Origin of the sequence: Sphingobacterium bambusae (assembly GCF_033955345.1) — a bacterium.
Lineage (GTDB): Bacteria > Bacteroidota > Bacteroidia > Sphingobacteriales > Sphingobacteriaceae > Sphingobacterium > Sphingobacterium bambusae.
Genome location: NZ_CP138332.1, coordinates 563,359 through 589,646 on the forward strand (window position 1 = coordinate 563,359; position 26,288 = coordinate 589,646).

At 45.6% G+C, this 26,288-nt stretch carries 28 protein-coding genes and 2 tRNA genes; 9 read left to right on the forward strand and 21 right to left on the reverse strand.

Translation table 11 applies throughout. The features are described from left to right. Position 1 precedes the first annotated feature (1 nt). Together SCB77_RS02450 and SCB77_RS02455 are read left to right on the forward strand one after the other, a co-directional pair. Positions 2-373, forward strand: a complete 372-nt coding sequence (locus SCB77_RS02450) for a hypothetical protein (RefSeq protein WP_320184839.1) — start codon at positions 2-4, stop codon at positions 371-373. A 116-nt stretch (positions 374-489) separates the two neighbouring features. Next, on the forward strand, positions 490-1,164 hold the full coding sequence (locus SCB77_RS02455; RefSeq protein WP_320184840.1) for a LytR/AlgR family response regulator transcription factor: 675 nt from the start codon (positions 490-492) through the stop codon (positions 1,162-1,164). Between the two features lie 74 nt (positions 1,165-1,238). Here the strand turns inward: SCB77_RS02455 and SCB77_RS02460 are convergent, their stop codons facing one another. After that, positions 1,239-1,505, reverse strand: coding sequence for a hypothetical protein (locus SCB77_RS02460; RefSeq protein ID WP_320184841.1), 267 nt, complete (start codon positions 1,503-1,505; stop codon positions 1,239-1,241). Between the two features lie 130 nt (positions 1,506-1,635). Between SCB77_RS02460 and SCB77_RS02465 the strand changes: the two genes are divergently transcribed. Next, positions 1,636-2,358, forward strand: a complete 723-nt coding sequence (locus tag SCB77_RS02465) for an acyl-[acyl-carrier-protein] thioesterase (RefSeq protein WP_320184842.1) — start codon at positions 1,636-1,638, stop codon at positions 2,356-2,358. 127 nt (positions 2,359-2,485) lie between these two features. Here the strand turns inward: SCB77_RS02465 and SCB77_RS02470 are convergent, their stop codons facing one another. From SCB77_RS02470 to SCB77_RS02510, 9 genes are all read right to left on the reverse strand, one after another. Then, on the reverse strand, positions 2,486-3,055 hold the full coding sequence (locus SCB77_RS02470; protein ID WP_320184843.1) for a gluconate 2-dehydrogenase subunit 3 family protein: 570 nt from the start codon (positions 3,053-3,055) through the stop codon (positions 2,486-2,488). An 11-nt stretch (positions 3,056-3,066) separates the two neighbouring features. After that, a complete protein-coding gene (locus SCB77_RS02475; protein WP_320184844.1) occupies positions 3,067-4,494 on the reverse strand; it encodes a Gfo/Idh/MocA family protein in 1,428 nt (475 codons plus the stop codon). 31 nt (positions 4,495-4,525) lie between these two features. After that, the gene (locus SCB77_RS02480) at positions 4,526-6,208 is read right to left on the reverse strand and encodes a GMC family oxidoreductase (protein WP_320184845.1); all 1,683 of its coding nucleotides are present in this window, start codon (positions 6,206-6,208) and stop codon (positions 4,526-4,528) included. A gap of 22 nt (positions 6,209-6,230) precedes the next feature. Continuing rightward, the gene (locus tag SCB77_RS02485; RefSeq protein WP_320184846.1) at positions 6,231-7,463 is read right to left on the reverse strand and encodes a nucleoside permease; all 1,233 of its coding nucleotides are present in this window, start codon (positions 7,461-7,463) and stop codon (positions 6,231-6,233) included. A gap of 68 nt (positions 7,464-7,531) precedes the next feature. Beyond that, on the reverse strand, positions 7,532-8,452 hold the full coding sequence (locus SCB77_RS02490; RefSeq protein WP_320184847.1) for a hydroxypyruvate isomerase family protein: 921 nt from the start codon (positions 8,450-8,452) through the stop codon (positions 7,532-7,534). A gap of 10 nt (positions 8,453-8,462) precedes the next feature. Continuing rightward, entirely contained in the window at positions 8,463-9,449 is a 987-nt protein-coding gene (locus tag SCB77_RS02495) for an FAD:protein FMN transferase (RefSeq protein ID WP_320184848.1), read from the reverse strand. A 3-nt stretch (positions 9,450-9,452) separates the two neighbouring features. Beyond that, on the reverse strand, positions 9,453-10,766 hold the full coding sequence (locus SCB77_RS02500; protein ID WP_320184849.1) for a Gfo/Idh/MocA family protein: 1,314 nt from the start codon (positions 10,764-10,766) through the stop codon (positions 9,453-9,455). 27 nt (positions 10,767-10,793) lie between these two features. Beyond that, a complete protein-coding gene (locus SCB77_RS02505) occupies positions 10,794-11,777 on the reverse strand; it encodes a formylglycine-generating enzyme family protein (protein WP_320184850.1) in 984 nt (327 codons plus the stop codon). Positions 11,778-11,859: 82 nt separating this feature from the next. Beyond that, positions 11,860-12,771: an AEC family transporter gene (locus SCB77_RS02510; protein WP_320184851.1), complete on the reverse strand. Its 912-nt coding sequence runs from the start codon at positions 12,769-12,771 to the stop codon at positions 11,860-11,862. A gap of 109 nt (positions 12,772-12,880) precedes the next feature. Between SCB77_RS02510 and SCB77_RS02515 the strand changes: the two genes are divergently transcribed. Continuing rightward, positions 12,881-14,014: an acyloxyacyl hydrolase gene (locus SCB77_RS02515; RefSeq protein WP_320184852.1), complete on the forward strand. Its 1,134-nt coding sequence runs from the start codon at positions 12,881-12,883 to the stop codon at positions 14,012-14,014. An 83-nt stretch (positions 14,015-14,097) separates the two neighbouring features. Here SCB77_RS02515 and SCB77_RS02520 read toward each other — a convergent pair whose 3' ends face one another. The 5 genes from SCB77_RS02520 to SCB77_RS02540 all read right to left on the reverse strand — a co-directional run bounded on the left by SCB77_RS02520 (position 14,098) and on the right by SCB77_RS02540 (position 17,727). Beyond that, positions 14,098-14,697, reverse strand: coding sequence for a hypothetical protein (locus tag SCB77_RS02520; RefSeq protein WP_320184853.1), 600 nt, complete (start codon positions 14,695-14,697; stop codon positions 14,098-14,100). Positions 14,698-14,711: 14 nt separating this feature from the next. After that, positions 14,712-15,461: a hypothetical protein gene (locus tag SCB77_RS02525; protein ID WP_320184854.1), complete on the reverse strand. Its 750-nt coding sequence runs from the start codon at positions 15,459-15,461 to the stop codon at positions 14,712-14,714. Positions 15,462-15,538: 77 nt separating this feature from the next. After that, positions 15,539-16,372: an orotidine-5'-phosphate decarboxylase gene (pyrF, locus tag SCB77_RS02530; protein WP_320184855.1), complete on the reverse strand. Its 834-nt coding sequence runs from the start codon at positions 16,370-16,372 to the stop codon at positions 15,539-15,541. Then, positions 16,369-16,971: a TlpA family protein disulfide reductase gene (locus SCB77_RS02535; RefSeq protein WP_320184856.1), complete on the reverse strand. Its 603-nt coding sequence runs from the start codon at positions 16,969-16,971 to the stop codon at positions 16,369-16,371. The genes pyrF and SCB77_RS02535 overlap by 4 nt, the downstream gene beginning before the upstream one ends. 12 nt (positions 16,972-16,983) lie before the next feature. Further along, on the reverse strand, positions 16,984-17,727 hold the full coding sequence (locus SCB77_RS02540) for an RluA family pseudouridine synthase (protein ID WP_320184857.1): 744 nt from the start codon (positions 17,725-17,727) through the stop codon (positions 16,984-16,986). 113 nt (positions 17,728-17,840) lie between these two features. Between SCB77_RS02540 and panB the strand changes: the two genes are divergently transcribed. Together panB and SCB77_RS02550 are read left to right on the forward strand one after the other, a co-directional pair. Further along, positions 17,841-18,656, forward strand: coding sequence for a 3-methyl-2-oxobutanoate hydroxymethyltransferase (gene panB / locus SCB77_RS02545; protein WP_320184858.1), 816 nt, complete (start codon positions 17,841-17,843; stop codon positions 18,654-18,656). Between the two features lie 9 nt (positions 18,657-18,665). Further along, on the forward strand, positions 18,666-19,274 hold the full coding sequence (locus SCB77_RS02550; protein ID WP_320184859.1) for a hypothetical protein: 609 nt from the start codon (positions 18,666-18,668) through the stop codon (positions 19,272-19,274). Between the two features lie 54 nt (positions 19,275-19,328). Here SCB77_RS02550 and obgE read toward each other — a convergent pair whose 3' ends face one another. From obgE to SCB77_RS02570, 4 genes are all read right to left on the reverse strand, one after another. Further along, positions 19,329-20,327, reverse strand: coding sequence for a GTPase ObgE (obgE, locus tag SCB77_RS02555; protein WP_320184860.1), 999 nt, complete (start codon positions 20,325-20,327; stop codon positions 19,329-19,331). A 19-nt stretch (positions 20,328-20,346) separates the two neighbouring features. Then, positions 20,347-20,916, reverse strand: coding sequence for an adenylate kinase (locus SCB77_RS02560; RefSeq protein ID WP_320184861.1), 570 nt, complete (start codon positions 20,914-20,916; stop codon positions 20,347-20,349). Between the two features lie 73 nt (positions 20,917-20,989). Then, positions 20,990-21,063: transfer RNA gene (locus SCB77_RS02565), tRNA-Arg, on the reverse strand. 375 nt (positions 21,064-21,438) lie between these two features. After that, positions 21,439-21,512 (reverse strand) — tRNA-Arg (locus tag SCB77_RS02570). A 173-nt stretch (positions 21,513-21,685) separates the two neighbouring features. Between SCB77_RS02570 and SCB77_RS02575 the strand changes: the two genes are divergently transcribed. Continuing rightward, positions 21,686-22,510, forward strand: coding sequence for an alpha/beta fold hydrolase (locus SCB77_RS02575; RefSeq protein ID WP_320184862.1), 825 nt, complete (start codon positions 21,686-21,688; stop codon positions 22,508-22,510). A gap of 9 nt (positions 22,511-22,519) precedes the next feature. On the opposite strand, the gene SCB77_RS02580 is transcribed toward SCB77_RS02575, so the two are convergent. Then, positions 22,520-23,302, reverse strand: coding sequence for a patatin-like phospholipase family protein (locus SCB77_RS02580; RefSeq protein ID WP_320184863.1), 783 nt, complete (start codon positions 23,300-23,302; stop codon positions 22,520-22,522). 129 nt (positions 23,303-23,431) lie between these two features. On the opposite strand from SCB77_RS02580, the gene SCB77_RS02585 reads away from it, so the two are divergent. Together SCB77_RS02585 and SCB77_RS02590 are read left to right on the forward strand one after the other, a co-directional pair. Further along, complete coding sequence (locus SCB77_RS02585; RefSeq protein ID WP_320184864.1) at positions 23,432-24,037, forward strand: TetR/AcrR family transcriptional regulator; 606 nt, start codon at positions 23,432-23,434, stop codon at positions 24,035-24,037. A 4-nt stretch (positions 24,038-24,041) separates the two neighbouring features. Further along, positions 24,042-24,674 (forward strand): nitroreductase family protein, encoded by a 633-nt coding sequence (locus SCB77_RS02590; RefSeq protein ID WP_320184865.1) that lies wholly within the window; start codon positions 24,042-24,044, stop codon positions 24,672-24,674. Positions 24,675-24,739: 65 nt separating this feature from the next. On the opposite strand, the gene SCB77_RS02595 is transcribed toward SCB77_RS02590, so the two are convergent. Continuing rightward, entirely contained in the window at positions 24,740-26,194 is a 1,455-nt protein-coding gene (locus SCB77_RS02595) for an aminoacyl-histidine dipeptidase (RefSeq protein WP_320184866.1), read from the reverse strand. Positions 26,195-26,288 lie beyond the last annotated feature (94 nt).

Sequence of the window (26,288 nt, forward strand, 5' to 3'; positions counted from 1 at the left end):
GATGATCAGACTTATAGGTTTTGTCGTGCTACTTTGCTATTGCCTTGCGCCCATGATACAATGTCGGCGCACGGCAGATGGCATCTGTGCCACATTTGGCAAGATCTTGCGCATCGATCTGTCGTTTACCGTGCAGCTGGATGAAGCCCTAGAAGAAAGCCATGCTGCTTCTACGACCAAATCCGCGCAAGACATCCAAACGGAAGCAAAGCATAACTGGAAGACAAAGGATAGTACTATGGACAGCTTGTTTAGAAAAAGTAGCAGAGATCATATCTGGGGATGGCAGCGACAGCCATATCTAACGAGTGGGATTGGTTACAACACAGCTTTGGAGCGGTATCCCAGTTCTAAAATCCTAGGGAAACAATAGACCCTTGATGAAAGGCTAAAGTATTATATTTGTTGTAGATAAAAGAGACTTATAGATATCCCCTTTCCTAGCATCAAGACATTTTACAATAGCAGAGCGAAAAAATAAAATTGGGTATGATAGCAATTGCAATAGATGATGAGCCGATGGCGCTGGAGGTAATCGAACACCACACGTCCAAAGTACCATTCGTAGATCTTAAGGAAACTTTTACCGATGCGTTCATGGCGCTCGACTATCTACAAGCCCAGCCGGTAGATCTGATCTTTTTGGATATCAAAATGCCTGATATTTCCGGTATGGAGCTGTTAAAGAGCCTACAAACGGTGCCCATGGTTATTTTTACCACCGCCTATTCCGAACATGCCCTGCAGAGCTTTGAGCTCGACGCCATAGACTATTTATTGAAGCCCTTTTCTATGCCGCGATTTCTGAAAGCATGCAACAAGGCCAATGAGCTCTACCTGCTGCGCAGCGCTAAAACAAATTCCGAAAAAGACTACTTCTTTGTGAAAGACGGCTATGAGCATGTCAAGATCGCTTTTGACGATATCCTTTACGTCGAAGCCTCTGGAAATTACACGCAGATACAATTGCAGGAGCAGCTGATCAGCTCCCGGATTACGCTAAACGAGCTGGCCGAGCTCTTGCCAAAGACAGCTTTCGTGCGCTGCCACCGTGCATTTATCGTGGCGCGAAGCAAGGTGACGAAGTTCGATAAAGGGCAGATTTGGGTTAGGGATAAGATTATCCCGATTGGCAGTACCTACACCGACCTGAAGCTGCATTAAGGCCTCTTTTGCAAGGCGCCAAAGAAATTGCCAAGCAACAAAAAAGCAGAACGTTCGTTCTGCTTTTTTGTTGCTTAATAGTCGACTTCGATAATCGATCTAAGCGGGATAAGCACACCGCTTTTAATCTGTATATAACGCTCGGTCAGCGACCAAACTGTTGTTTCGATACGCTTCGGACCATCTTCCGTTTGAAAAACAATGGTCGTCTTCGACTTGAATTCATTACCCAATCGTTGCGCCGCCAGCAATTTGTCTTGCAAACTATGTGTTTTATCCACTTCAGCAGGAACGATCTTGTAATCTATAACGTGCTCCTTTTCAATAATCTGTCCAATCATATTGCAAAATTTGTTAATAATATAACACAACCATAACACTCTCTGTTCAATAAATATAAAAAATCATCATTATATTTTAAAGATAACCACAAATTATTTACATTATTACAAACATTATGACATTTATCTTATGCAGACAGCAATTTATTCAAACACGTACCGCTTGAATTTCACGCAGTGCTATGCCAATGGCCGCTTAAAGTACAGTGAGCTAAGCAATCTGCTGCAATTAACCGCCTCCGACCATGCAGAAGCCTTAGGCTTTGGGTACCAAGAAATGGCCGCCAATTCCCAGTCGTGGGTATTGAGCCGAGTGCGTATCGAAATTGATCGTTTGCCTCGATTTTTGGAGGAAATTACCGTGAAGACCTGGGTACAGGACTTTCTGGGCAATAGATCGGTCAGAAACTTCGAGGTTTATCGCAACGAAAAGAAGATTATCGGTGTTAGCAGCTTTTGGGCAGTGTTCAATACCAAAGCCCGGAAGTCCGAAAATTTGGCGACAAAGATAGATCCGGCGATTATCCGTCCGGAGGCATTATCGACACGGGAGCCGCTGAAGCGCGTGGAGGCAGAAGAGACTTACAACGAACAGCATAGCTATGTTCCCAAGCTATCCGATTTGGATATTGTAAACCATGTGAACAACGTCAAATACACCGATTGGTGTTTGGACAGCCTCCCAGCCGACTGGGTGCTAAGCCATCCACTACGAACGATTGATATCAATTACCTAAAAGAATTAAAGTTGGGCGAGCCTGTAGAGATTCATCAACGGCTAGACGATACGGCCTTGCATTTTGCCATCAAACGAGGCGATCAAACCGTCTTTTTGATGGAAGCAGGTATCTAGATATCGTACAGGATATACGATCAGGCCTAGCAGCAGCATTGTCCATATACATAAAAGGTCAGGAACTATAAAGATTATAATTCCTGACCTTTTTATTCGTGCAACCTGCGCGACTAAGGTTATCTACTTAAAAAGCGAATGCCTTATCCCCTTTTTTGTAAGGGAAATTACCGTCAAAACGACCCGGGATTTTCACATAGCGCTGTGCCTGTGTCATGCCCACTTCCGAGGTAAAAAAGCCCGTTAGTGTCAATTGCTTCAACATATGGAAGAAATTGTTAGGCTCATCCTCTTTCTTGTTTTTCTGGTATTCAGCGGCTTCCTTATCGTATTTATTTACGAACTGTAGCTGTTCCTCTTTCGATAGTTCTTTGAAAGATTTGCTAAACTCTTTCTTGGCACGGTTATCCACATCAGCCAAGCCTTCCAAGAATGCTTTTTGATCGGCCTCTTCATAACAATCACGAATCATGACTGGAATAAATTCGCCTACTCCTGCTTCTTTGGCTCCCGGCGTAGATGTCTTCGGCAGAATAGCTTCTGCAAGGTCGCCCAAGAAATCCGTTTTCTCCTTTTCGAATAATGTTGCTACGTCTTTAGACGCTGGTCGGGTACATCCTTCTAGGAACAGATTTGCTCCGATTACCGAACCACCAATCAACATGGCTACACGTTGAAGTGCCTCTCTTCTATTCATTGTTTCTTAGTTTAAAGATTGTAATTTACTTCCCAACCTTGACGATATTGGCGTTTCACAAATTGATTCACAATATCAAAGTTGGTTACCTTCATTTGGTTGTTGTCCCAAAGCAATTTCAGGTTTCTTCCTGGGTAGTTGCCGTCGATACGTAGATCGGCACCGCGAATAGCCAAATTAGCCATCAGCAAGGCTTCCGTCAGTGGACCCGAAATTTCAAATGGAGCACTCACTTCCATCTTGCCATATCCGGCGATAGCCGCTTCCACCCATTGTCCATAGTGTCCATTGGCTTTGCCTTCTACGCGCGCATATTTCTGTGCCACCTGCTCTTTTCTTGTAGTAGGCAATAGACGTGCATTTTCACCATAGGTATCCGCCAAAATTTTACCTTTGGTACCGATCAACAAGATACCGTTACCGCCATCGCCAAAGATTTCATTTGGTCCTAGCTCATCGGGACGCGTTGGCTGAATACCGCCGTCCATCCAGTGCAAGGTAACTGGTCCACTAGTTTTCGGAGTTTTTGGGAAAGTCATCGTCACGTGACTTGACGGAGGACAGCTTTCTGGGTAATACGCACGTTTGAACTCATCAGCATATACCGTACCGACCGTAGCCTGTACATCTTGGATATATTTCAAGCCCAATGTGCTGAAAGGAACCTCTAACAAGTGGCATCCCATATCGCCTAGTGCACCGGTACCATAATCCCACCAACCTCTCCAGTTGAAAGGAACCAACTTCTCGATGTAGTCCTTTTTAGGCGCTGTACCGAGCCATAGCTCCCAATCCAACTCTTTCGGCACCTGTGCCGTTTGGTTAGGCCAAGGAATACCAGAAGGCCATACCGGACGGTCTGTCCAGCAATATACCGTGTGTACATCACCGATCAAGCCTGCTTCATACCATTCTTTGATCTCCCGCGGTCCGTCGTTTGACGCACCTTGGTTTCCCATTTGGGTGACCACCTTGTATTTCTTAGCCGCATCAGTCAATACCCTCGCTTCCCACACATCGTGCGTAAGCGGTTTCTGCACATACACGTGCTTGCCGAGTTGCATAGCAGCCAAGGCCTGAATGGCGTGGTTGTGGTCGGGGGATGATACCGAGACTGCATCGATATGCTTGTGCTCTTTATCCAACATCTCCCGGTAATCTCTATAATACTTCGCTTTTGGGAACGCCTTAACCGAATTGGCTGCACGGCGATCGTCTACGTCACATAAGAATGCAATTTCTGCCTTTCCACTTTTGTAGAAAGAAGCAATATCACTTTGCCCTTTGCCACCGACACCGATACCGGCTACCATCAATTTGTCACTTGGTGCCAAGAATCCCTTGCCCCCAAGCACATGGCGAGGGACAATCATAAAACCAGCCGCTGCTAGGGCCGCATTTTTGATAAAATCTCTACGAGAATTGTTCGTTTCCTTCATTTCAGCTATTATAAGTTTACGTTGTTATTCATTAAAGATTTCCCTTCTTCAGCTCACTAACGGCAAAGTCTACCGCGCGTGCTGTCAAAGCCATATAGGTTAAAGAAGGATTCACACAAGCTGCAGACGCCATTGCTGCACCGTCCGTAACGAATACATTTTTCGCATCCCACACTTGGTTGTGCTTATTCAATACCGAGTTTTTCGGATCCGTACCCATACGTGCCGTACCCATCTCGTGGATACCCATACCGAAGTTATACTCGTTATCGTAGGTATAGACATCTTTCACGCCAATTCGCTCCAACATCTCCTTCATATCTTCCTGCATGTCAGGGCGCATTTTACGCTCGTTGTCCTTGATCTCCATGTCCATAGACAATACCGGTAATCCCCATTTATCTTTCTTCTCTTTATCCAAGAAGATTCTGTTTTCATGGTAAGGAAGAATCTCGCCAAAGGCGGTGAAACCTACCGACCAAGATCCGGGTTCCAACATGGCATCTTTCCAGTCGCCACCTACGCTCATCTCAGCAATCTCGCCCGACCAACGGCCGCGACTTGCTGCGCCTTGGTAACCGAAACCGCGTACATAATCGCGTTTTTTATCGTCGCCCGGTACATTTTGGAAACGAGGCACGTACAAGCCCGTCGGACGCCGACCGAATACATACTTATCCTCATAGCCCTCGATGCGGCCACCCGCACCACACCGGAAATGGTGGTCCATCGCATTGTGCCCTAATTCACCCGAGCTACTTCCCAATCCGCCTTCCCAAACATCCGTTGCCGAATTCATCAACACCCAAGTGGAGTTGAAAGCCGAGGCACATACAAAGATTACTTTGGCAAAGAACTCGTAGGTTTTACCTGTTTCCGCATCCACGATCTCTACCCCTTTTGCTTTTTGAGAGTCTTTATCGTAGATGATTTTGGTAACGATAGAAAATGGACGCAACGTTAAGTTGCCGGTAGCCATTGCTGGTGGCAAGGTAGACGATTGCGTACTGAAGTAAGCACCGAAGTTACAGCCCAACCAGCATTGGTTTTGGTATTGACAGTTGATACGTCCGTGATGCGGCTTGGTGATGTTCGCCGTACGTCCCATGATGAAGTGACGTTTGTTACCATATTCTTTTTTCAAACGATCGGCCAAATCTTTCTCGACAATGGTAAAGTCCATCGGAGGAAGAAAATCGCCATCAGGCAATACATCTAAACCATCGCGGTTTCCGGAAATACCTGCCCACTTCTCGGCATAGCTATACCAAGGAGCGATGTCCGCATAGCGGATTGGCCAATCCGTTCCGTGTCCGTCTTTCGCATTTGCCTCGAAATCGAGATCCGAAAAGCGGTAGCTCTGGCGTCCCCACATTAAGGAACGTCCACCAACGTGATACCCACGAAACCAGTCGAAACGCTTCACCTCCGTGTAGGGGCTTTCTTTCTCATTCACCCAAAAATCGAGGTTCTTCTCGTTTAGGGGATAGTCACGTTTCAATACGGGGTAATCAGCCTCCATCTGCTTGGTGCGTCCTCCTCTATGCGGATACTCCCAAGTATTTTTGTTGGCATGATAGTCTTTTACGTGCTCCACGTTTCTACCACGCTCCAACATAATGGTTTTTAACCCTTTCTCTGTTAACTCTTTTGCCGCCCAGCCTCCACTAATTCCGGAACCAATGACAATCGCGTCATAAACATTATCTGCCATATCTCTTCTATTTAGTTTTATGTTATACTGTTTTACTCTCTACTTTTTCGTCTTTAAATAACACCATGAAAATAATCAACACCACGAATGCTATTCCTGCCGGAACGATCCAGGTCTGTTGCCAAAACTGTGCTACATCGGTAGCCTTAATAGCTTGGTATTTTTCGCCAATAAAGCCAGCTACCCAAAACCCAATCAGCTGCCCTACACCGTAGGTCGCCAATGTGATTAAACCTTGCGCTGCGCTCTTATATTTCACACCTGCTTTGCTATCTGTGTAGATCTGTCCGGATACGAAAAAGAAATCGTAGCAGATACCGTGTAAGGCAATACCAAGAATCAACATAAAAGATAAATCGCCAGCGTTGCCATACGCAAATAGTAAATAGCGCACGGCCCAAGCCAACATACCTACTAAAATGGTTTTCTTGAAGCCAAATTTGCTAAAGAACACGGGCAATAACAGCAGGAATCCAACCTCGGAAATTTGTCCGATCGTCATCTTTCCAGTTGGATTTGCCAAACCAATTTCCGCTAAAAATGGATTTGCATTTTGGTAATAAAATGCCAATGGGATACAGATCAAGATCGAGGAAATAAAGAATATCAAGAAGTTCTTGTCTTTCAATAATTTGATCGCATCAAGGCCAATAATAGAAGCAAATGAAGGCTTCTCATCGGAGCTGATCTTTACTGGAGGTGTTTTTGGCAAGATAAACGAAAAGAGGCCTAGCACTACCGACGCAACGCCAGCCATCAGGAATGTATTGCGCAAAGCACCTTCTGTGGAATCCCATTTGAAAATATAGGATATTGACAAGCCTGCAATGATCCACCCAATAGTACCAAAAATTCGAATGCTGGAAAATTGCTTTTCAGGATTCGTCAGTTGGCGGAACGAAACAGAATTCACCAACGATAACGTCGGCATATACAGGATCATGTACGACAATACATAAGGATAAAATACGGTCACATCAGCTGCATTATACATTTGATACATCAAAAATGCGCCGATGAGGTGTAAGATACCCAAAATACGCTCCGCATTAAAATAGCGGTCAGCGATCATACCGATCACAAAAGGAGCGATGATAGCGCCTAGCGATTGTGTAGAAAATACATTAGCGATTTCGAATTGCGATGCTTTTAAGTTCTGAATTAAAAAAGTGCCCAATGTAACGAACCATGCTCCCCAAATAAAAAATTCGAGAAACATCATAAAAGAGAGTTTAAATCTTATTGATGTTGACATCTGATGATAGGTTTATAGTATAAATATATTACTTCTTCGTAAATAACAAAAATATTTTGCTGCTAAAATCATTTAGTTTGAAAGCTATCGACTTCCCGGTAAGCTGCCAAAAGTGCTTTTTCGCCTTCCACACCTGATTTTGACATGCCATGTTCCATGCCAACGATGCCGGTATATCCTTTTTCTTTCAACCATTTGAACACATTCTTATAGTTTATTTCGCCCGTTGTAGGCTCGCGACGGCCCGGGTTATCGCCCACCTGGATGTAAGCAATCTCGCTCCAGCAGGTATTCATGAAGTTGATCAAATTGCCTTCATTCTTCTGTTGATGGTAGGCATCATATAAAATTTTGCAGGAAGGGCTCCCTACGGCCTTGCAGATTTCGTAGGTTTGATCGGTGAAACGCAAGAAAAGATCAGGCGTATCACTCAAAGGCTCCAATACCATGGTGATGCCATGTGGCTCAAAAATCTCCGCGCCTCTTTTTAGCGCCTCTACCACATTGGCCGTTTGTACACCGATCGGCAGATTGCGCTGATAATCGCCTGGAACCACCGTTACCCACTTGGCATTGACATGCTTTGCCGTCTCTACAGACGCTCGGCATCCCTTTAGGAAGATATCGATAAATTCCTGTTTGCCAGCCGCCAATGTATTGGCTCCGTTTCCACCTTTCGGCACCACAAAAACGCCCATGCGCATGCCCAACTTCGCCAAGGTTTCGCCAATTTTCTTCTGCTCATCCAAGGGACGTTCTGGCAATCCATTATCCTCGATACTGCGGAAACCTAGATCGTGCATGTATTTAATTTCATCGACAAAGTTCTTCCCCGCCGTTGCGGCAAACATACCTTGGTGGGGCGCATAGTCTAGTTTGAACGTTGCCCCGTTTGCCATTTGCTTTTCTTCGGCCATACTTTCATTGCTTAAAAGAACCGAACTACTAAGTAGTGCAGCTCCACTTTTTATAAAATCTGATCTTTTCATTGGATGCGCATTAATTCTTTATATAACGGGAGAAGCCCTTCGAAAAAGCTTCTTTATAGTCGTTATCCTGTTTGTAAATAATATAAACCTCTATTTCTTTCAACTTGTCGGCTAATGCAACCCCTTCTTTCGGCGATAAAGCCATAAAAACATTATCGTAGGCATCGGCATCCATCGCTGTTGTTGCCACCACAGTTACGCTAGCTACATTATTCTGCAGTGGATAGCCATCCTTTGGATTGATATGGTGATGAATCTTTTTACCTTGATAGTCAAACACCTTACGGTAGTTTCCGGATGTGGTGACCGATTTATCGACCAACTGCAACACAAAGCGCGAGGACTGTGCACCTTCCGGTCTTTCGATCGCTATTTCGAAAGGTTGTTGTGCAGCTTTAAGGCCTTTGCTCCTAATTTCGCCGCCCAATTCCACCAAATAGTTTTCGATACCATAATCGTCCAACAACTCCGCCAATACGTCCACCGTGTAGCCCTGCGCAATACCATTAAGATCTATAGCCGTGCGGCTATCGGTCTTCCGAAGTTTATGCTTCCGTAGCCTTAGTTTGTCCATCCCCACAAATTGCATTACGCTATCGATATCCGACTGTGTAGGCAGCTTCGCGATACGCTCGGCACCAAATCCCCACAAACTAACTAGCGACTTCACCGTTATGTCAAATGCCCCTTTGGATCGACGATGCACCTGCATCGCGCGGCGAACTACGCGCTCCATATGCGGGTCCAAGACAAGCCCTTCCCGATCGGCAGCATTAAAGCGGCTGATCAACGATTGCGGAAGATACAAAGACATGGAACGATCAATCACTGCAAGCACACTATCGACCAACTCCTTTGTGATGAAGGCACTAGCCGCATAGTACTGCAGGCTATACGTGGTTCCTTGTCCACGACCTTCAATAACGAATTTAGGTTGTTGTGCATAAACACGACAACCTAAAAGGACGACAATCAGTATGGTAAACAAGCGCGACAACCTCTAGATGTATAGCTCTGTGTTTATCCCCGGAATAGCCACCGCATACTCACCCTGTACGTTAGGTGTAATTTTCGGTTTGGCATCCCAGGCATACACTGCCGGAGAAAGATCTATCTCCGATGTCAAAGCTTTATCCCATTTGATTACCTTTCCAGTGTAGCAGGCCAAACGACCTATGATTCCCGTGAGCGTGCTATAAGCACCATACTCCGTATTGTCGAATTTATATTCATTCTTGGCGATAGCCTCGAAAAGCTCCTTATGTTCCTGTTGGTAAGCGTTTGGATTGCCTTTGGGGTCATGTCGGTAAATCTCGTTGCCTTTGGCATCCCAAAGCACCGCTTGGTTACCGGCCGATAGATAAACCCGACCTTTTGAAGCTTGGAAGGTTTCATCCACACGATTCGAGATGCCTTCAAAATGGCGACACTGGCTATATACCACGGTACCGTCATCATAGGTCAGTTCTACCGCAAAGTTATCGTAGATTTCGCCATATTCTTTGCCCGTGCGGTGCGCTCGGCTTCCTGTTCCTTGGATGGATACCGGATATTTACCTTTCACCCAGTTCGCGACATCGATATTGTGCACATGTTGCTCTACGATGTGGTCTCCACATAGCCAGTTGAAGTAGTACCAGTTGCGCATTTGGTATTCCATTTCGGTCTGCGCCGCTTGGCGAGGCCTTACCCATACGCCACCGCTGTTCCAGTACACCTGCCCAGCATATACATCGCCAATGGCACCATCCTGAATGCGTTTGATCGCTTCTCTATAGTTTGTTTGGTAGCGGCGTTGTAGGCCGACAACAACATTTAATTTCTTCTTTTTAGCTTCTTCTGCCGCGGCTAACACCTTGCGAATTCCCGGTATATCTACCGCCACAGGCTTCTCCATAAACACATGTTTGCCCGCTTTCACGGCTTCTTCAAAGTGCAGAGGCCGAAAGCCGGGAGGTGTAGTCAGCAACACCACATCAGCATCTTTAATGGCCGCTTTATAGCCATCAAAGCCCACATATTTGCGGCTATCCGGCACATCCACCTTATCGCCAAACTTTTCCTTCAGCGTATTGTAGGTAGACTGTAAATTATCTTGAAAAGCATCGGCCATAGCCACCAGTTTAATATTTTGTCCGGAGGCAAATGCGTCGAATGCTGCGCCAGTTCCCCGACCGCCGCAACCAATAAGCGCAATTTTGATCTCATCAGATCCGGCAGCAAAAACACTGCCTACAGGAGTCGAGGCTAAAACCGTAGCGCCGGCCAATGCCGAGCCCGTCTTAATAAAATCTCGTCTTTTAAAAGTATCCATAGTTATTTAGCGTTTATAATATTCTCGTTAGAAGTCTTTTATCGGAGCTTTGTCATAGTAAGCCATGATCTCCGCATGCGTAGGTTTTACCGCTGGTCGCACCAGTCTTAAGCCCACGAATGGAGCCTCCGGAAACCACCAGTTGGACTTTGGTATCTGCGGGTCCAGTTGTTTCCAAAAAGGATCCGATGCCATGCGCGCCGCCGCACGCAAGTCTGGCGCCTGGCTCTCGAAGGAACCACCACGCACACTGTGTGGATAAAGTGTTGTCGGAACCGCCACTGGATTTTCACTTACTTTTCCGGCAAACTGCTGATAGAAATCGGCGTGGTATTGGTCGTAAGTCCATTCCGCAACATTTCCCAACATATCAAAGAGCCCCCAAGCGTTGGGCTTTTTCTTACCGACGGCAGCCGTTTGCCCATCGCTGTTGCTAGCAAACCAAGCATAATCAGGTAGCTGGGCGGCATCGTCGCCAAAGTAATAGGCTGTTTTCGATCCTGCGCGGCAGGCATATTCCCATTCGGCCTCTGTAGGCAAACGGTAAAATTCACCCGTACGCACATAAAGCCATTTGCAAAACTGAATGGCATTGTAATGCGTCATAGCCAAAGCAGGATGTCCCTCTTTGCCCATACCAAATGTCATGTCTAAATAAGGTTTTGTGGGGCGCGTTACGGCATCGACCTCGCTATCGACTTTTCCGTTTACGGTTCTTGTAGCTTCTAGGTCTTTGTAAACAAAAGGCTCATACAGGTCCCAAGTTACCTCAAAGGTGCTCATCCAAAAAGGCGAAAGCTTCACGTTGTGGGCCGGCTTTTCATCTTCCTTGCCGCCTTTTTCACTGCCCATCATAAATTCACCACCTGGGATTGCTTCCATAGAAAACTGAAGACTCGTTCCTTCCAGCTTTTGCACATAACGCTCGTGTTTGGTTTGTGCATTTACGATGAGGCCAACCGTTAGGAGACTGAAAACGATTGCGCTTTTCTTTACCATATTAGTTATCATTAACCTAGATTTTTATAAATCGGAACTAAATATAGAAATTATATTGTAAAAAATACACTAAGCACGCTTTACAACAATCAAGTTACAAAAGAAAAACAAGTACCTGATAGAACAGCCAGGTGCTGCCCAGACCAGCTAAAATACTGAGGCCGATGACCGTATGCCCGAGCTTAGCATTGAGATTAAACTGTTGCAGCAGCAAACTTGTGGCCACCAAATTGGGCATCGCCATTTCAAAAATAGCTACTTGTGCTATCTGCCCCTTCATGCCGAAGCCATAGCATAGCAAGAGCAAAAATGCTGGCCCCAGCAGCAGTTTATAGGTTAATGATAATCCTACAGCGAAAATCTCCGACCGATAGAACGAGAAGGAAAGCTGCATACCTATGGAAAACAAAGCCAAGGGAGAAACAGTTCCGGCAAGCTGTGCAAAAAAAGGCTGTAGTGGATCGAGATCTATAAAGCGAGGAAGCAATAAGGCCGCCATACATCCCCACAAAGGAGGAAATGATAACACCCGCCTACACAGGTCGGCTAAGGAGATGTTTTTCCCGTTGCCGGCCGTGCCCTTTAGGGCGATGACCGTGCCCACTGCAGATAGCAGAAAGAAAGTCATCTGGTCGCTGATGATAGCCCAGCTGATCTGCTTATCCCCAAAATAACTGGCCACCAAGGGAAAGCCGACGAAGGAGGTATTGCTAAAACCGGATACCAGCATCAAGGTATGCGCCGTTCGCCGAGAAAAGCCAATCCGTCGTTGCAATAGCTTGATAAATACGATGGCGCCCAGTAAGATAAACACTGGCGCCAAGAGCAATAACAGGAAACGGTCATCCCAATGTAGCCCCGGCAAATAACGGAACGACGTAGCCGGTAGACCAATGTAGACTATCCACGTATTAATACTTTTGAAGCCATCTGCACGCACAATTTTCCGTTCTTTTAACAGATATCCGGCGAACAAACAAAATAAGATAACTAGGAAATTTGACATACTAACGTAAATACTGCCGATTGAACACCTCAAAAAGGAATTATGGCATTGTAATTTCTCAGAAATTAATAACTTTGCGCGCTAAGTTATCAAATATTTGGAAGTAACATTGAAAAAAACACAGTATATTATAGGGATCGCACTACTATGGGCCACACGTAGCGCGGCACAGACTGACACCTTGCAAACCGCAAAATCGGCAAAAAATCCGCTTATCATTGAACTAGAGGTTGAAAATGGTGGAATCATAGCTTCAAAAGAAGTTAAAGAAACTGCGTTTCAGCATGCTTACTACAATGGCGTAAACCTCAAGGTGGGCTGGAAGATACAGCATTCAGACGATCAATACTTTACACTATACAACAACCCTATTTATGGTGTGGGTTTATATAGTAGTACCTTCAATACCGATATTATCGGCAGCCCATATGCCCTGTACGGCTTTATGCAATCGCCTTTTGGCAACTTGGAAAACAAACGTTGGGGATTTGACTACCGTATCGGTTTAGGTATTTCCGGAAACTTCAGGCCTTATAATGAAGAAACAAATCCGTTGAATGTAGTTATCGGAGCGCGTAATAACGTGTTTATCGATTTGGGGATTCGCGCACAGTATAAGCTTAATGCGAATTGGCGTGCCGGTGCAGGTTTGGCTTTCCATCATTTTTCTAACGGAGCCATGCGCCTGCCAAACAAGGGAGTCAATCTGGTTCCGATTACCGCATCGATCACCTACCAGCCCAATGGAGAGAACGTTTTGCCGGACAAAAGTAAGATTGAACCATACAGCGACAATATACACTATCATGTGAACTACGGCATGGGCTGGAAACAATTGGAACGCGATATCGATCACCGCTTTCTGAAAATGACTATGAGTGCCTACGCCAGTAAGCACGTGTCTCATAAGTGGCGGATGGGCGCCGGCTTTGATCTATTCTACTCCGAATCGGGTAATAGCGATCAAATTGCCGGTGACAAGAGCGGGCAGCTGAGCGCTAAGCTCTCCTACGGCCCGTCTTACTACCTCGCCCATGTATTGACACGGAATTTGATCTTAAATGGAAACGTTGGGTATTACCTGCACAAGCAGTACTTTAACGGCGAGATAACACGTATCTTCCTGCGAGCTGGAGCTCGCTATTATGTGTATGAAAACATCAATGCCGGTGTTTCCATTAAAGCGCATAAAGGCAAGGCGGACTTTATTGAATGGACCGTAGGCTACACCTTCAACAGATAAATGAGATAAAGGCAGTATATCACAAAAAAAGAGAAGTTTAGCTTCTCTTTTTTTTGTGATAATAAGTATTGATGTAGCTCGACCTACATCACCAGTTTACGAATACTTTTCGCGAGGTTACGGTCTACCGTGATATATCCAGGGTAGTAAATATTGCTATTTCCAATACGCATAGAAGGCTTAATCTTCAACACCAAAAAACCTTCTCCTTCGCGGGTAAAGATCTCGTTAAGCACACCCTCCAAGCCCTTTTCTTCCGTTGCACCAAAGATGTTGGCTTTAAATGTCAAGGGCACCGTCGTACTTTCTCCGGTAGCCAATTGCACGTTTTGATTCACATCGCCCTCAAACAAAGGTTTACCCTGTATCTCGATCAGGTATTTAAACGAATTGATCGATGTTTTCGAAGCCGTTGGATTGCTGATTTTCATATTCACGCGCGCTTCCAAAGGTAGATCCTTGCGCAACATGGCCAATGCTACCGCCGGCAGGGACGCGATATTTACACTATTTCCCGCGGTGTAGCTGTTGATAGCTCGGCCAGCTAGGCGTACGTCCTGCAACGATTCTACCGAATAATCACACTTTGCAAGCGCATCGATGTTATTCTTACTTACCGCACAGCCGCCCATAACCAGCGCCAACAACATGCAGCAAAACAGCGTTAAAGTTCTATTTTTCATATTTCTATTGTCTACTATTTTTTTCTACCACCAAAATTATAGGTAACGCCCAACGTGAAGACCGCATTACCGGCTTTCAGGTAGTCGTTATCCAGCACATTAAAGTTGAAGCCGTTGGTATATTGCAACTGAAATCCCTTATTAAGCTCCATTCGTGTAAAGAATAGTGGCTCAATAAAGAAAGCTTCTTCTTTTGGACTCGCCAAATCGTTAATAGTAAAGTTCGTCATTGCCACACGGCTTGCACGAATGGCTGTACCATAGTTCAAGTCACGCTTTTTACCAAACAAGTTTAACTTTTGTTTTCTTGTGGACGAGTAGTTCACCTGCACAAAGATCTTATCAAAATCCATGGCGCGTGTTTCTACGGGCTGCATCCCTGTCGTCGTAGCCCGGCGATCCACCTCTGTAGATGATCCCACACCGTAGCCCCCATACACCTCCAACACCTGCCGTTTCTCCTTACCGATCTTGGTAAAATAGCCTACTCCGGCCTCGACCAGTTGCTGTCGAAAAAGTTCATTGCTATTTTCTCTGCCCCGGTCGATATAGGAGCCGTTCGCAATCACGGCGACATGCTTTCCAACAGCGACACCAGCGTTACCACTGAGATTGCCTTTGATATTGCTATGTGCAGCGAGGTAAACCTCGCCCTGCTCCCGAAACATGGGTGTAGCCGGCACGTTGGGCATATAGATCGAGCTGCAAGCGCCCAGAGATAATGCAAGCGGCACCGCCCAGAGTTGTGTTAATTTGATTCGCATAGTTTTTTCCACCAGCCTTAAAGCATAATTATTGTGCCAAAATAGGGCAGAAAAAGCAAAAGCTAGATCAACTAGCTTTATATAATGCCTGCTTTTAGGAGCTCGGCTTCCATCTCCTGCTGGAGAATCAGAGCTTCCGCCCGTGCGCGTTCTGCAAAGTCTCGTCCTTTGGATGCATAAATAATACCCCGTGTGCTGTTGACCAACAAACCACAATCGGCGTTCATCCCATATTGGCAAACATCCTGTAGTGAGCCTCCTTGTGCTCCTACGCCGGGCACCAGCAAGAAATGATCGGGTGCATGCTTACGCACCTGTAAAAATGCATCACCTCGGGTTGCGCCAACAACAAACATCGTGTTGTCTACCGTTCCCCATTCACCCACCTTCTGCAATACGGATTCAAAAAGCTGCTCGCCCGATGCATCGCTGAAGTTCTGGAAATCCTTGCTTCCTGCATTCGATGTCAGTGCCAGAACGATGGCCCACTTATTGGGGATATCAAGAAAGGGCGTCACAGAATCCTGTCCCATATATGGCGCAATCGTGATCGAGTCAAAACCCAAGCCCGACACCTGTTCATCAAAGAAGGCCTGCGCATACATGGCCGAGGTATTTCCGATGTCGCCACGCTTGGCATCCGCAATGCTGAAGCAGTCTTTAGGCAATATTTCCCAAGTTTTTTGTAAGGATTGCCAACCTTTCACACCATAGCACTCATAGAAAGCAATATTCGGTTTGTAGGCCACGCAGAGATCCGCAGTAGCTTCGACGATAGCCTTGTTGAAGCTGAAAATAGGATCTTCATCGTCCAACAGGTGCTCTGGTATCTTCGTGATATCCGTATCCAAGCCTACACATAAAAAGCTTTTCTTATCTTTTATCGCCCGAACGAGTTCCGCTCTAGTCATTGTTTATTAATTAAAGTCGTCATAAAATCAAAAACCTCTTTTCGAGAATAATCGGCCATCCCCTCATGGTGTGCAGCAATGTTGCCTTCCTTGTCGAGAATAACCGTCGTCGGGATAGATTGTCCCAACCAATTGCTGGGAATCTCCGTTTCCGGAAAGTAAACTGGAAGATCCATTTCTCCCTGTTCCATAAACTCACGCGCCTTTTCCGCCTCCCCATCTATTTCTACCAACATGAAGACGATCTGATCATTATCCTTAAACTTATCTTTCAACGCCTGTATAGACGGCATCTCCGCCTTACAAGGAGGGCACCAGGTTGCCCAAAAGTTGACAAAAACCACTTTGCCCGCCAAGTCGGCAATAGAAACCACCTCTCCTTCCTCATTGCTGAACGATACATTGGCCTTAGCGCTTTGCTCTTGTCCCTCAGGCAGCGCAACGCTATCGCTTGGCGTTTCTAAATTAGGCTTGAACAAACCGATTTTCATAAGCCCTTGCTGAAACCAAGAGCGACTTGCCGGAATAATCAAAGCGACAATCAGTAAAACAAACAGCACATTACCGACAATCTTCCAGGTTTTCTTTTTATCCTTCATGCGATTCATCAATTAGCTATCAAATTTTTCCAACAACTTCACTAGGGTCGCAAAGTCCTTGGGATACGGTGCTTCAAAAGCATAGTCCTTGCCATCAATTGTGAAATTCACAAAGCGCGCATGGAGCGCAAAGCGTTTCATAATCGGCAATTCTTCCTGTTCCTTCGCCATGGTAAAGCCGCGCTTCTTGATCTGCGAAAGGAAAACAGGTTTCCCGCGATACATGCTATCCCCCACAATAGCGGCATGTTGTGTCGCTAGGTGAATACGTATTTGGTGCATCCTTCCGGTAATGGGCTTACATTCCACTAAGGTGAAATGTTTAAAGTACTGAATGGAATTGAATATGGTCTCCGCTTGTTTACCGTTCGCCCGATCGATGGATACATTCTTGTTGCCTTGGTTTAGAATAGGCAGGTCAACCAATAGATTATCAAATGTATGTGTACCGCCTATAACGGCATGGTAAACCTTGTTGACGCGGCGGCGTTCAAATTCAATGGATACCAATCGGTAGGTCTCTGGATTTTTAGCAATCAACAAAATACCGGAGGTTTCTTTATCCAATCGATGACAGACCTGCGCATCCGCATGATATTTCTTTGCCAACCGAAGGATATTCACTTCTCCACCACTGCGGTCATCCAATGAAGCCACAAATGGCGGCTTATTGATGACGATCAAATTATCATCCTCAAAAATGATTAAGTCCTGAAATTTCGGGAATTTAAATAAACGATTTTCGCTTTCCTGCATAAGCACAAAAATAAGAAATATAGGATAGATAAAAGAGCAGCCTCCGTCATTATGGGATTATTTAGCATATTTCTGTTTTAATTATTTAGTTTTGCCTAACAAAAACAATACAGATGTCAGTAAATAAGATAATCAAACGCGTAACAACAAATACCATCATGGGCATGAAACAGCAGGGCGAAAAGATCAGCATGTTGACGGCCTACGACTATTCGATGGCACGCGCGCTGGATGAAGCCGGAATAGATATTTTGTTGGTGGGTGATTCAGCGGCAAATGTTTTTGCTGGCTATGAAACAACCCTTCCCATTACGTTGGATCATATGATCTACCATGCGAGCGCTGTTGCCCGCGGAACAAAAAGAGCTTTGGTATTGGTGGATCTTCCTTTTGGTGAATACCAAGGCACCGCAGAAGATGCTTTTAAAGCAGCCGTGCGCATGATGAAGGAATCTGGTGCACACGCCTTGAAACTGGAAGGCGGAACGGAAATTTTAGAAAACATTAAAAAGATTATCGATGCAGGCATTCCCGTATGTGGACACCTTGGTTTAACACCACAGGCCATCAATAAATTTGGAACCTTTGGTGTTCGGGCGCAAGAAGAAGCCGAAGCCGAAAAACTAAAAGCCGATGCCTTGGCTCTACAGGAAATCGGATGTTTCGCCATTGTTCTAGAGAAAATCCCGGCCAAACTAGCCAAAGTAGTGTCCGAATCGCTTACTATCCCTACGATCGGTATCGGTGCTGGAAATGATTGCGACGGACAAGTATTGGTGGTTAACGATATGCTCGGTTTCACCAAAGATTTTAAACCTAAATTTCTACGTCAATATATGCAGCTGTATAGCGGAGTCGTCGAAGCGGCCAGCCAGTATGCGGCCGACGTAAAATCAGGGAATTACCCCAACGAAAACGAACAGTATTAATCCAACCCCATGCGCTTTGTCCTGATCTTTGTATTACTGGCTATTCTGGTCTATTATATTTCCAGAAGGTTCATGATGTCTGCACCGCAGCGCACGGGGCTTACACAAAGCCGCAGGCAGAACCTGCAGTTGCTGGATACCCAGCCCGGTTTGTTGGCCAAGGTCACGCGGAGCACCATGATGACCGTAGGGATTGGCGTAGTGCTTTTTTTTCTTATCCTTATTATTGGAATGAAGATCAAAATATTATGGATTGCACTTCCACTAAGTCTTTATCTTATCGGCCAACTGTTTGTGTACAGCAACCATATGAAGGTTGTCCGAAACCAACGCCTATACTTTGATCCGCAGCAAGGCGATGTACTGGTGCAATACAGCAATGGAGAGCAGCTGCAGTTCAATCTGCTCCGGGATATACAGTCTGTAGCCGAAGTGAAGTCTGTGCAAAAGAATAGAGATACCCTTTTTGGTTATTATAAGCTAGAGCTCAAACAAGGACAGTTGGTTATCCCCTATTTGCTGGAACAAAATCCGCAGCCCATCAACAAGCAGTTTTTTGATTGTTTAGCGACGAACTATCTGATAGTCGTCGAAAGTCGACTCTTCCCTATTATATAAAACATAAAAAGCAGCAAATTTTGCTGCTTTTTATGTTTTATATAACCAATATTCTTATTCGTTTATTGCTTTCCAGATCATGTCTTTCAGTTGCGGAATATTTTTACCAGCAACAGAAGAAATAAAGATAGCCGGAATTCCTTTCGGCAATGTCTGCGACATCTCCGCTTCCAGTTCCTCGTCCAGCATGTCCGCTTTCGTTACGGCCAATAAGCGCGGCTTATCGATCAACTCGGGGTTGTAGGCCGTGAGCTCATTCAGCAGAATCTTGTACTCTTCCTCTATGCTACGATCCGTATCCGCCGGAACCATAAACAGCAATACAGAATTTCGTTCAATGTGGCGTAGGAAACGGTAACCCAAACCTTTGCCTTGCGATGCCCCTTCGATGATACCGGGGATATCCGCCATGACGAACGATTTATTATCCCGATAGCCCACAATACCTAAATTAGGCACCAATGTGGTAAAAGGATAGTTCGCAATTTCAGGCTTAGCTGCCGAAACCACAGACAGTAAAGTCGATTTACCCGCATTTGGAAAACCTACCAAACCAACGTCAGCCAGTACTTTCAGCTCCAATATGATCCATTGTTCCTTACCCGGAAGACCGGGCTGCGAAAAGCGAGGTGTCTGCTGTGTAGACGATTTAAAGTGCCAGTTTCCCAATCCACCTTTCCCACCAGGGGTCAGGATTTTTGTCTCGCCATCTTCCGTGATATCAAAAAGCACTTCGCCCGTTTCGGCATCCTTAGCTATTGTGCCTAGTGGAACCTCCAATATCTCATCTAGACCTGTTGCGCCACTACGTAGCGACGAACCACCAGACTCTCCATTTGCCGCAATAATATGTTTACGGAATTTCAAATGCAGCAGGGTCCAGTGTTGGGTAGATCCCTTTAGGATAATATGGCCACCGCGTCCACCATCACCGCCATCAGGGCCACCTTTGGCCGTGAATTTATCGCGGTGCAAATGCGCAGAACCGGCACCACCATGCCCCGAACGGCAACACACCTTCACATAATCTACAAAATTTGAGCCTTGGGCCATATTCCTATTTTATTAGCTATTAATATTGATCAATGATCGTGGTCAACGATTGAAAGATGGTTTCAATTTCGCCGATGCCATCCACCTTCGCCAGTTTTCCTTGCTGCTCATAGTACGGAAGTACATGAATTGTTTTGCTGAAATACTCCTCTATGCGTTTTTTCAACTTGTCGGCAGCATCATCTGCTCTACCTGAGATTTCCTGTCTTTTGGCGATACGCTGGGTCAATTCCTCCTCGGTCACATCCAACGCCACAACTCCTGAAATTTGTTGGCCAATAGACAACAAAAAAGCATCCAACGCTTCCGCTTGCGCTACTGTCCTTGGGAAACCATCAAAAATAAAACCTTTGGCTGCAGGATTCTTTTTGATCTCCTCTTCCAACATGGCAATCGTAATCGAATCAGGAACAAGATTACCTTCCGCAATGATCTGGCTTACTTGTTGACCAAGCTCGGTTTGGTTTTTAATGTGTGCACGAAAAATATCGCCTGTAGAAATGTGTACCAACTGATATTTCTCGATAAGTTTTTCAGATTGAGTACCCTTACCAGCACCTGGAGGACCGAATAAGACAAGGTTTAGCATAGTTTGTAGTAATTTAATTCTATGTTCGAAAAAAAAGCCTAATCCGATAGAGAATTAGGCTTCGTGTACTAAGTGCGCTCAAAGGGAGTCGAACCCCTAACCTCCTGATCCGTAGTCAGGTGCTCTATCCAATTAAGCTATGAGCGCGGCAACCATTACTTCTTGGCATAGTGCCTTTCCGTTTTGGTGATGCAAATATAGGCAAATGGATTTTCTCTGCAAATTTTTTTTCACTTTTTGGTCACAAGAAAGAGCTAACACGCTACGGATCAAAGCAAGAAATTTTTATATTTTGCCAGCTGGCCTTTCCATTCCAATATACGTATAACAATCGAACAGGCTTGCTTCCTATTTTGAGGATATTCGCTACCCGAGCAACCTAACCCAGCGAGAGCCATGAATCTTGCGCAAAGCTCAGCAACATGTCCGATAATTTCGAAAAGCAAGGAAACCTTCAATTGAAAACAATCGTGCAAATAGGGTGAGAAAGTCTTTAGCTGATAAAAGTGAGAAGAAAAAAAGTGCGCTCAAAGGGAGTCGAACCCCTAACCTCCTGATCCGTAGTCAGGTGCTCTATCCAATTAAGCTATGAGCGCAAACTTTCAAAACGAATGTTGCAAAAGATGCTGTTGTCGTTTTCAGTGATGCAAATATCGGCACTTTTTCCTTTTTTCCAAATTATTTTTCAAAAAAAGGGTATCTAAAACGATATGTGGTATATATATTGTTGATTAAAACATCATTACATTTGGCATAAATTTTCAATAACATGGCGGAACGCTTAATAAAAAGCAACAAAATTAGAGTCGGCGATATCAGCATCTCGTATTTCCACAAAAAGGCAAAAGCAGCATCGGCAAAAACTATTATTTTTCTTCACGGCTTTCCGTTCAACAAAAACATGTGGCGACCACAACTAGAGTCCCTACCCGATCATATCGACGCATTTGCTGTAGATATCCGCGGTCATGGCAACAGCACCTCGGGACATGGATTTTTCTCGATCGACGTTTTTGCAAAAGATCTGCGTGTATTTATGGAACGCCTAAATATTGACCAAGCTGTGCTATGTGGCATCTCCATGGGTGGATACATCGCCCTGCGGGCCTACGAGCTTTTCCCCGAAAAAATAAGTGGCTTGGTGCTTTCCGATACACATAGTAAAGCAGATAGCAATGCCGCCAAGCAAAAGCGCTTCGACAGTATTCAGGCCGTATTGAGCCACGGCCGCCGTCCTTTTGCCATTGGATTTGTGGAAAATGTATTTGCTCCTTCCAGTATAGAAAAATATCCCGAGGCCATTGAATTGATTAAGAGCAGCATCCGACGAAACAGCATCAGCACCATATGTGCAACATTATTAGCCTTGGCATCCCGCACGGATACCAGCGCTAGCCTGTACCAGATTGAAGTACCCGCCTTGCTTATACGTGGCGCGCAGGATAAGATCACCGCAAAGCAGGATATGCTCGACTTGGCCAATGCCATCCCGAAAAATAGCTATGTAGAAATCGAGGATGCAGGCCATCTGCCCAATTTGGAAGATGCCGAAAAATTCAACAGCCTACTGCAGGAATTTATAGAAGAGGTTTAAGGACCTCTTCTATGCCCGCAAGGCTTCTTCGGCGAGTCCATAGCCCATGTCGATCAACTCGGTCGAACGATGAAAATCCCAGACACCTGCCGCATCTTGTGGTATCGTGATGGTAAAATCAGGCTGATAATAAGCCAAGCTCAGCGTGCTCAAGCGCCTGCGCATGGCATAGAACGATTCCTGCAGCAAGCCTACCGGATTCAATTTCGCCACCAAACCCTCCTCTTTGGCCGGAACACCATCTAGGTTTACAGCAATCACGATATTTTCTTTTTTTGTCACATGATTCAAAGGCAACGGATTGAGCACCCCACCATCCACCAAAAATTTATCGCCATGCACCACGCCTTTAAACACGCCGGGAATAGCGATGGAGGCACGAATAGCGGTGTAAATACTTCCTTCGGTAAAAAGCACCTCCTCTTCATGCTCTAGATCCGTAGCTACCGCCGTATACTTGAAAGGAAGATCTTCGATCAACACATCCTCAAATACATCCTGCAAAATCGTCAGCACACGTTCGCCTTTTAGTAAGCCATAACGCGGATTCGTAAAATCCATCAACCGAAACACCTGCGCCTTGGTCAGCGTCCTCATCCAGTCGCCCAGTTCCTGCACCCGGTTACAAGCGTAGGCAGCACCAACCAGTGCGCCAATGGAACAGCCCACTACTTCATCAATTTCATAGCCTCTGCCCAGCAGGTATTGTATAACACCAATATGCGTAATCCCGCGTGCACCACCACTTCCGAGCACCAGCGACACTTTTTTCGGTCTATCTATGTATTGCATACGCTAAAGATAAGAAATAAATATGCTGCGTTGATTGTCAGCCGAATGTCGATTTTAATTCTTGTTGATATGCCGAATATATAATATAGTTACTTTTGCTAACACTGTTAACAAAATGTTTAAACAAGAATGGGGATCAGCGATCGAAAGCTACGTCAGCAAGAAGAGATAAAGCAGCAAATCATTGCCGAGTCATGGCATATTATTGCCGAGGAAGGTTGGCATGCGCTGTCTATCCGTCGTATAGCCGATGCCATTGAGTACAGCATACCAGTCATCTACAAACATTTCGAAAACAAGGAGGCCATTCAAGAATATTTCATCAAGGATGGTTTTGCGAAACTGACGGAAGAGATGCGACAAGCAGAAGCACAAGCGGCCAACGACGACGAGCGTATTCGCGAAATCGCTTACAGTTATTGGCGTTTTGCGGCCAGTCGTACAGCACATTACCGCATTATGTTTAGTTTGGGTATCCCCCATTGCGAGACCGTTAACAATGTAGCCGAGATGAAGCAGATGTCCGACATTATGCGTGTGTCCATCGAGAATCTGGCGAAAAGCCATCAGCAAGAAAACACCGACATCTACCTGAAGCTAAAAACCTTCTGGTCTATGTTGCACGGATTTATCTCCATTGAATTGCTGTCGAATGCCGTCATTCCCGAGGAGCCGACGCCCATGTTCAAAGATGCCATAGAGAGTTTTATGTTTACCTTAATTAATAAAAAATAAAAAAATGAGCTTATTACAAGATTTACAATGGCGATATGCAACCAAAAAAATGAATGGTGAAGCGGTTGCACAGGAAAAAGTAGACTATATCATCGAAGCAGCGCGCCTAGCGCCTACATCATCCGGTCTGCATCCCTTCAAGGTGATCGAAATTTCCGATCCCGAATTGAAAGCAAAAATCCAGCCTATCGCCTACGGCCAAAGCCAAATCGTAGATGCGTCGCATCTTTTGGTATTTGCCGCATACGATGAGTACACCAAAGAGCGTGTTGACTCCGTATTTACACAGCAAGAAAACGAGCGCAATTTACCACAAGGGTTTGCCGACGATTACAAGAACCAACTGTTTGGCAACTTCCAACAACAGAGCAAAGAGCAACATTTCCAACATGCAGCGCGTCAGGCCTACATCGGTTTTGGATTGGCCATTGCCGCAGCAGCTGAACAGAAAGTCGATGCTACACCGATGGAAGGTTTTACCAATTCCGCCTTGGATGAATTGTTGGAACTGAGCAAATGGGGGTTAAAATCCGTTACGATCTTAGCGTTAGGTTACCGTGACAGCGACAACGACTGGTTGGTCAATCTAAAGAAAGTACGTATCGCGAAAGAAGACTTCGTCCTTAATTTGAGCTAATACTAAACAGCTATATTGAAACAAAGCGAAGAGGGGCTCTCCAGTGATGGAAGCCCCTTTTTTATTTACTTCGAAGCAGGAATCTGCTGCAGTATCTGCAGCAAGAACTTCCAAAATTTCTGTACCGAAGATATCGATACCCTTTCCTGTGGCGAGTGTGCGCCCAAAATGGTCGGGCCAAAGGAAATCATGTCCATCCCGGGGTAATTGGTACCCAAGATACCACACTCCAATCCGGCATGGCAAGCCACCACTTCCGGCTCTTCCGCAAAAAGGGATGTGTAAGTAGATTTTAAGACCTCCAGAATCGCCGAATGCGGATTCGGTGTCCAGCCCGGATAATCGCCCGAGAAGGAAACCTCTGCGCCCATCAACTCAAAACAACTCCGTAGTGCCGTTGCAAGATCCCATTTCGACGATTCTACCGACGAACGTGTCAAACATTTAATCACGATAGCACCATCCTTCACCTCTACCCGAGCGATGTTATTGGAGGTCTCCACGAGATCCGCAAAATCAGCACTCATACGGTATACGCCATTCGGCGCCGCATACAAAGCCTTCAGCAGTTTCTCCTGCACAGCCGTCGGCAACAAGGTAACAGGCGCCGCCGCTATCTTCAGCAGGCTGATCTGCAATCCCGCATCAACGGTTGCAAACTCCGCTTTCAGCGCCGCCACTTCCTTATCAAAAACAGAAAATACACCTTGTTCGTCTATATCTTCGAAAGCCAACAAGGCAGCAGCCTCTCGCGGGATCGCATTGCGTAAGCCACCTCCATCAATATTCGACAAACGTGCGCCCTGTAAGGTTAACTTATAGAGCAAACGCGTCAAGATTTTATTGGCATTGCCCAAGCCTTTATGAATTTCCATGCCCGAGTGTCCGCCTTGCAGGCCTTTCACTTGCAATTGGTAAAGCATAGCTTTCTCCGAAACCAAAGAGGTTTCATAGGACAAGCGTGCCGTGACATCTACCCCTCCGGCACAGCCGATATCAATTTCCGTATCCTCCTCGGTATCCAAGTTAAGCAAGATACTGCCGCTCAACAAACCGCCCTGCAAGCCTTTGGCTCCCGTCATGCCGGTTTCCTCATCAATGGTAAAAAGCGCCTCCAAGGCCGGATGTGCAATATCCATCGCCGACAGCAACCCCATAATGGCTGCCACGCCGATACCGTTATCTGCACCTAAGGTTGTTCCATCCGCGCGCAACCAGTCGCCATCGATCCACATTTGAATACCTTGGTTATCAAAATCAAATACCGTGTCATTATTCTTTTGATGCACCATATCCAGATGAGATTGCAGCACCACCGTCTGCCGACCTTCCATGCCGGCAGTAGCCGGTTTACGGATAATCACATTGCCTACCGCATCTTTAACCGTAGACAAGCCCAATCCATGACCGAAATCCAACATAAACTGAATAACACGTTCCTCTTTTTTTGATGCACGAGGCACCGCGTTCAACGCTTCAAAATGCGTCCACACCGTGCTCGGCTCTAATTGCTCTAACATAGTAGCTCTCTATTTTTGTTGTTAGCGCAAAAATACACATTAGCAAACATAAAGCGTCCGTTGTATAAACTATTAAAACAATTTGCATAAAGAA

Coding starts and splice junctions, on each gene's coding strand:
- pyrF (WP_320184855.1), bottom strand. CDS start 16,372: ATGACTAGAGCGGAACTCGTTCGGGCGATAAAAGATAAGAAAAGCTTT.
- SCB77_RS02505 (WP_320184850.1), bottom strand. CDS start 11,777: ATGATAACTAATATGGTAAAGAAAAGCGCAATCGTTTTCAGTCTCCTA.
- SCB77_RS02470 (WP_320184843.1), bottom strand. CDS start 3,055: ATGAATAGAAGAGAGGCACTTCAACGTGTAGCCATGTTGATTGGTGGT.
- SCB77_RS02490 (WP_320184847.1), bottom strand. CDS start 8,452: ATGAAAAGATCAGATTTTATAAAAAGTGGAGCTGCACTACTTAGTAGT.
- SCB77_RS02500 (WP_320184849.1), bottom strand. CDS start 10,766: ATGGATACTTTTAAAAGACGAGATTTTATTAAGACGGGCTCGGCATTG.
- SCB77_RS02580 (WP_320184863.1), bottom strand. CDS start 23,302: ATGCAATACATAGATAGACCGAAAAAAGTGTCGCTGGTGCTCGGAAGT.
- SCB77_RS02450 (WP_320184839.1), top strand. CDS start 2: ATGATCAGACTTATAGGTTTTGTCGTGCTACTTTGCTATTGCCTTGCG.
- SCB77_RS02560 (WP_320184861.1), bottom strand. CDS start 20,916: ATGCTAAACCTTGTCTTATTCGGTCCTCCAGGTGCTGGTAAGGGTACT.
- SCB77_RS02520 (WP_320184853.1), bottom strand. CDS start 14,697: ATGAAAAATAGAACTTTAACGCTGTTTTGCTGCATGTTGTTGGCGCTG.
- obgE (WP_320184860.1), bottom strand. CDS start 20,327: ATGGCCCAAGGCTCAAATTTTGTAGATTATGTGAAGGTGTGTTGCCGT.
- SCB77_RS02550 (WP_320184859.1), top strand. CDS start 18,666: ATGCGCTTTGTCCTGATCTTTGTATTACTGGCTATTCTGGTCTATTAT.
- SCB77_RS02465 (WP_320184842.1), top strand. CDS start 1,636: ATGCAGACAGCAATTTATTCAAACACGTACCGCTTGAATTTCACGCAG.
- SCB77_RS02540 (WP_320184857.1), bottom strand. CDS start 17,727: ATGCAGGAAAGCGAAAATCGTTTATTTAAATTCCCGAAATTTCAGGAC.
- SCB77_RS02525 (WP_320184854.1), bottom strand. CDS start 15,461: ATGCGAATCAAATTAACACAACTCTGGGCGGTGCCGCTTGCATTATCT.
- SCB77_RS02475 (WP_320184844.1), bottom strand. CDS start 4,494: ATGAAGGAAACGAACAATTCTCGTAGAGATTTTATCAAAAATGCGGCC.
- SCB77_RS02460 (WP_320184841.1), bottom strand. CDS start 1,505: ATGATTGGACAGATTATTGAAAAGGAGCACGTTATAGATTACAAGATC.
- SCB77_RS02510 (WP_320184851.1), bottom strand. CDS start 12,771: ATGTCAAATTTCCTAGTTATCTTATTTTGTTTGTTCGCCGGATATCTG.
- SCB77_RS02535 (WP_320184856.1), bottom strand. CDS start 16,971: ATGAAGGATAAAAAGAAAACCTGGAAGATTGTCGGTAATGTGCTGTTT.
- panB (WP_320184858.1), top strand. CDS start 17,841: ATGTCAGTAAATAAGATAATCAAACGCGTAACAACAAATACCATCATG.
- SCB77_RS02455 (WP_320184840.1), top strand. CDS start 490: ATGATAGCAATTGCAATAGATGATGAGCCGATGGCGCTGGAGGTAATC.
- SCB77_RS02575 (WP_320184862.1), top strand. CDS start 21,686: ATGGCGGAACGCTTAATAAAAAGCAACAAAATTAGAGTCGGCGATATC.
- SCB77_RS02590 (WP_320184865.1), top strand. CDS start 24,042: ATGAGCTTATTACAAGATTTACAATGGCGATATGCAACCAAAAAAATG.
- SCB77_RS02585 (WP_320184864.1), top strand. CDS start 23,432: ATGGGGATCAGCGATCGAAAGCTACGTCAGCAAGAAGAGATAAAGCAG.
- SCB77_RS02485 (WP_320184846.1), bottom strand. CDS start 7,463: ATGTCAACATCAATAAGATTTAAACTCTCTTTTATGATGTTTCTCGAA.
- SCB77_RS02595 (WP_320184866.1), bottom strand. CDS start 26,194: ATGTTAGAGCAATTAGAGCCGAGCACGGTGTGGACGCATTTTGAAGCG.
- SCB77_RS02480 (WP_320184845.1), bottom strand. CDS start 6,208: ATGGCAGATAATGTTTATGACGCGATTGTCATTGGTTCCGGAATTAGT.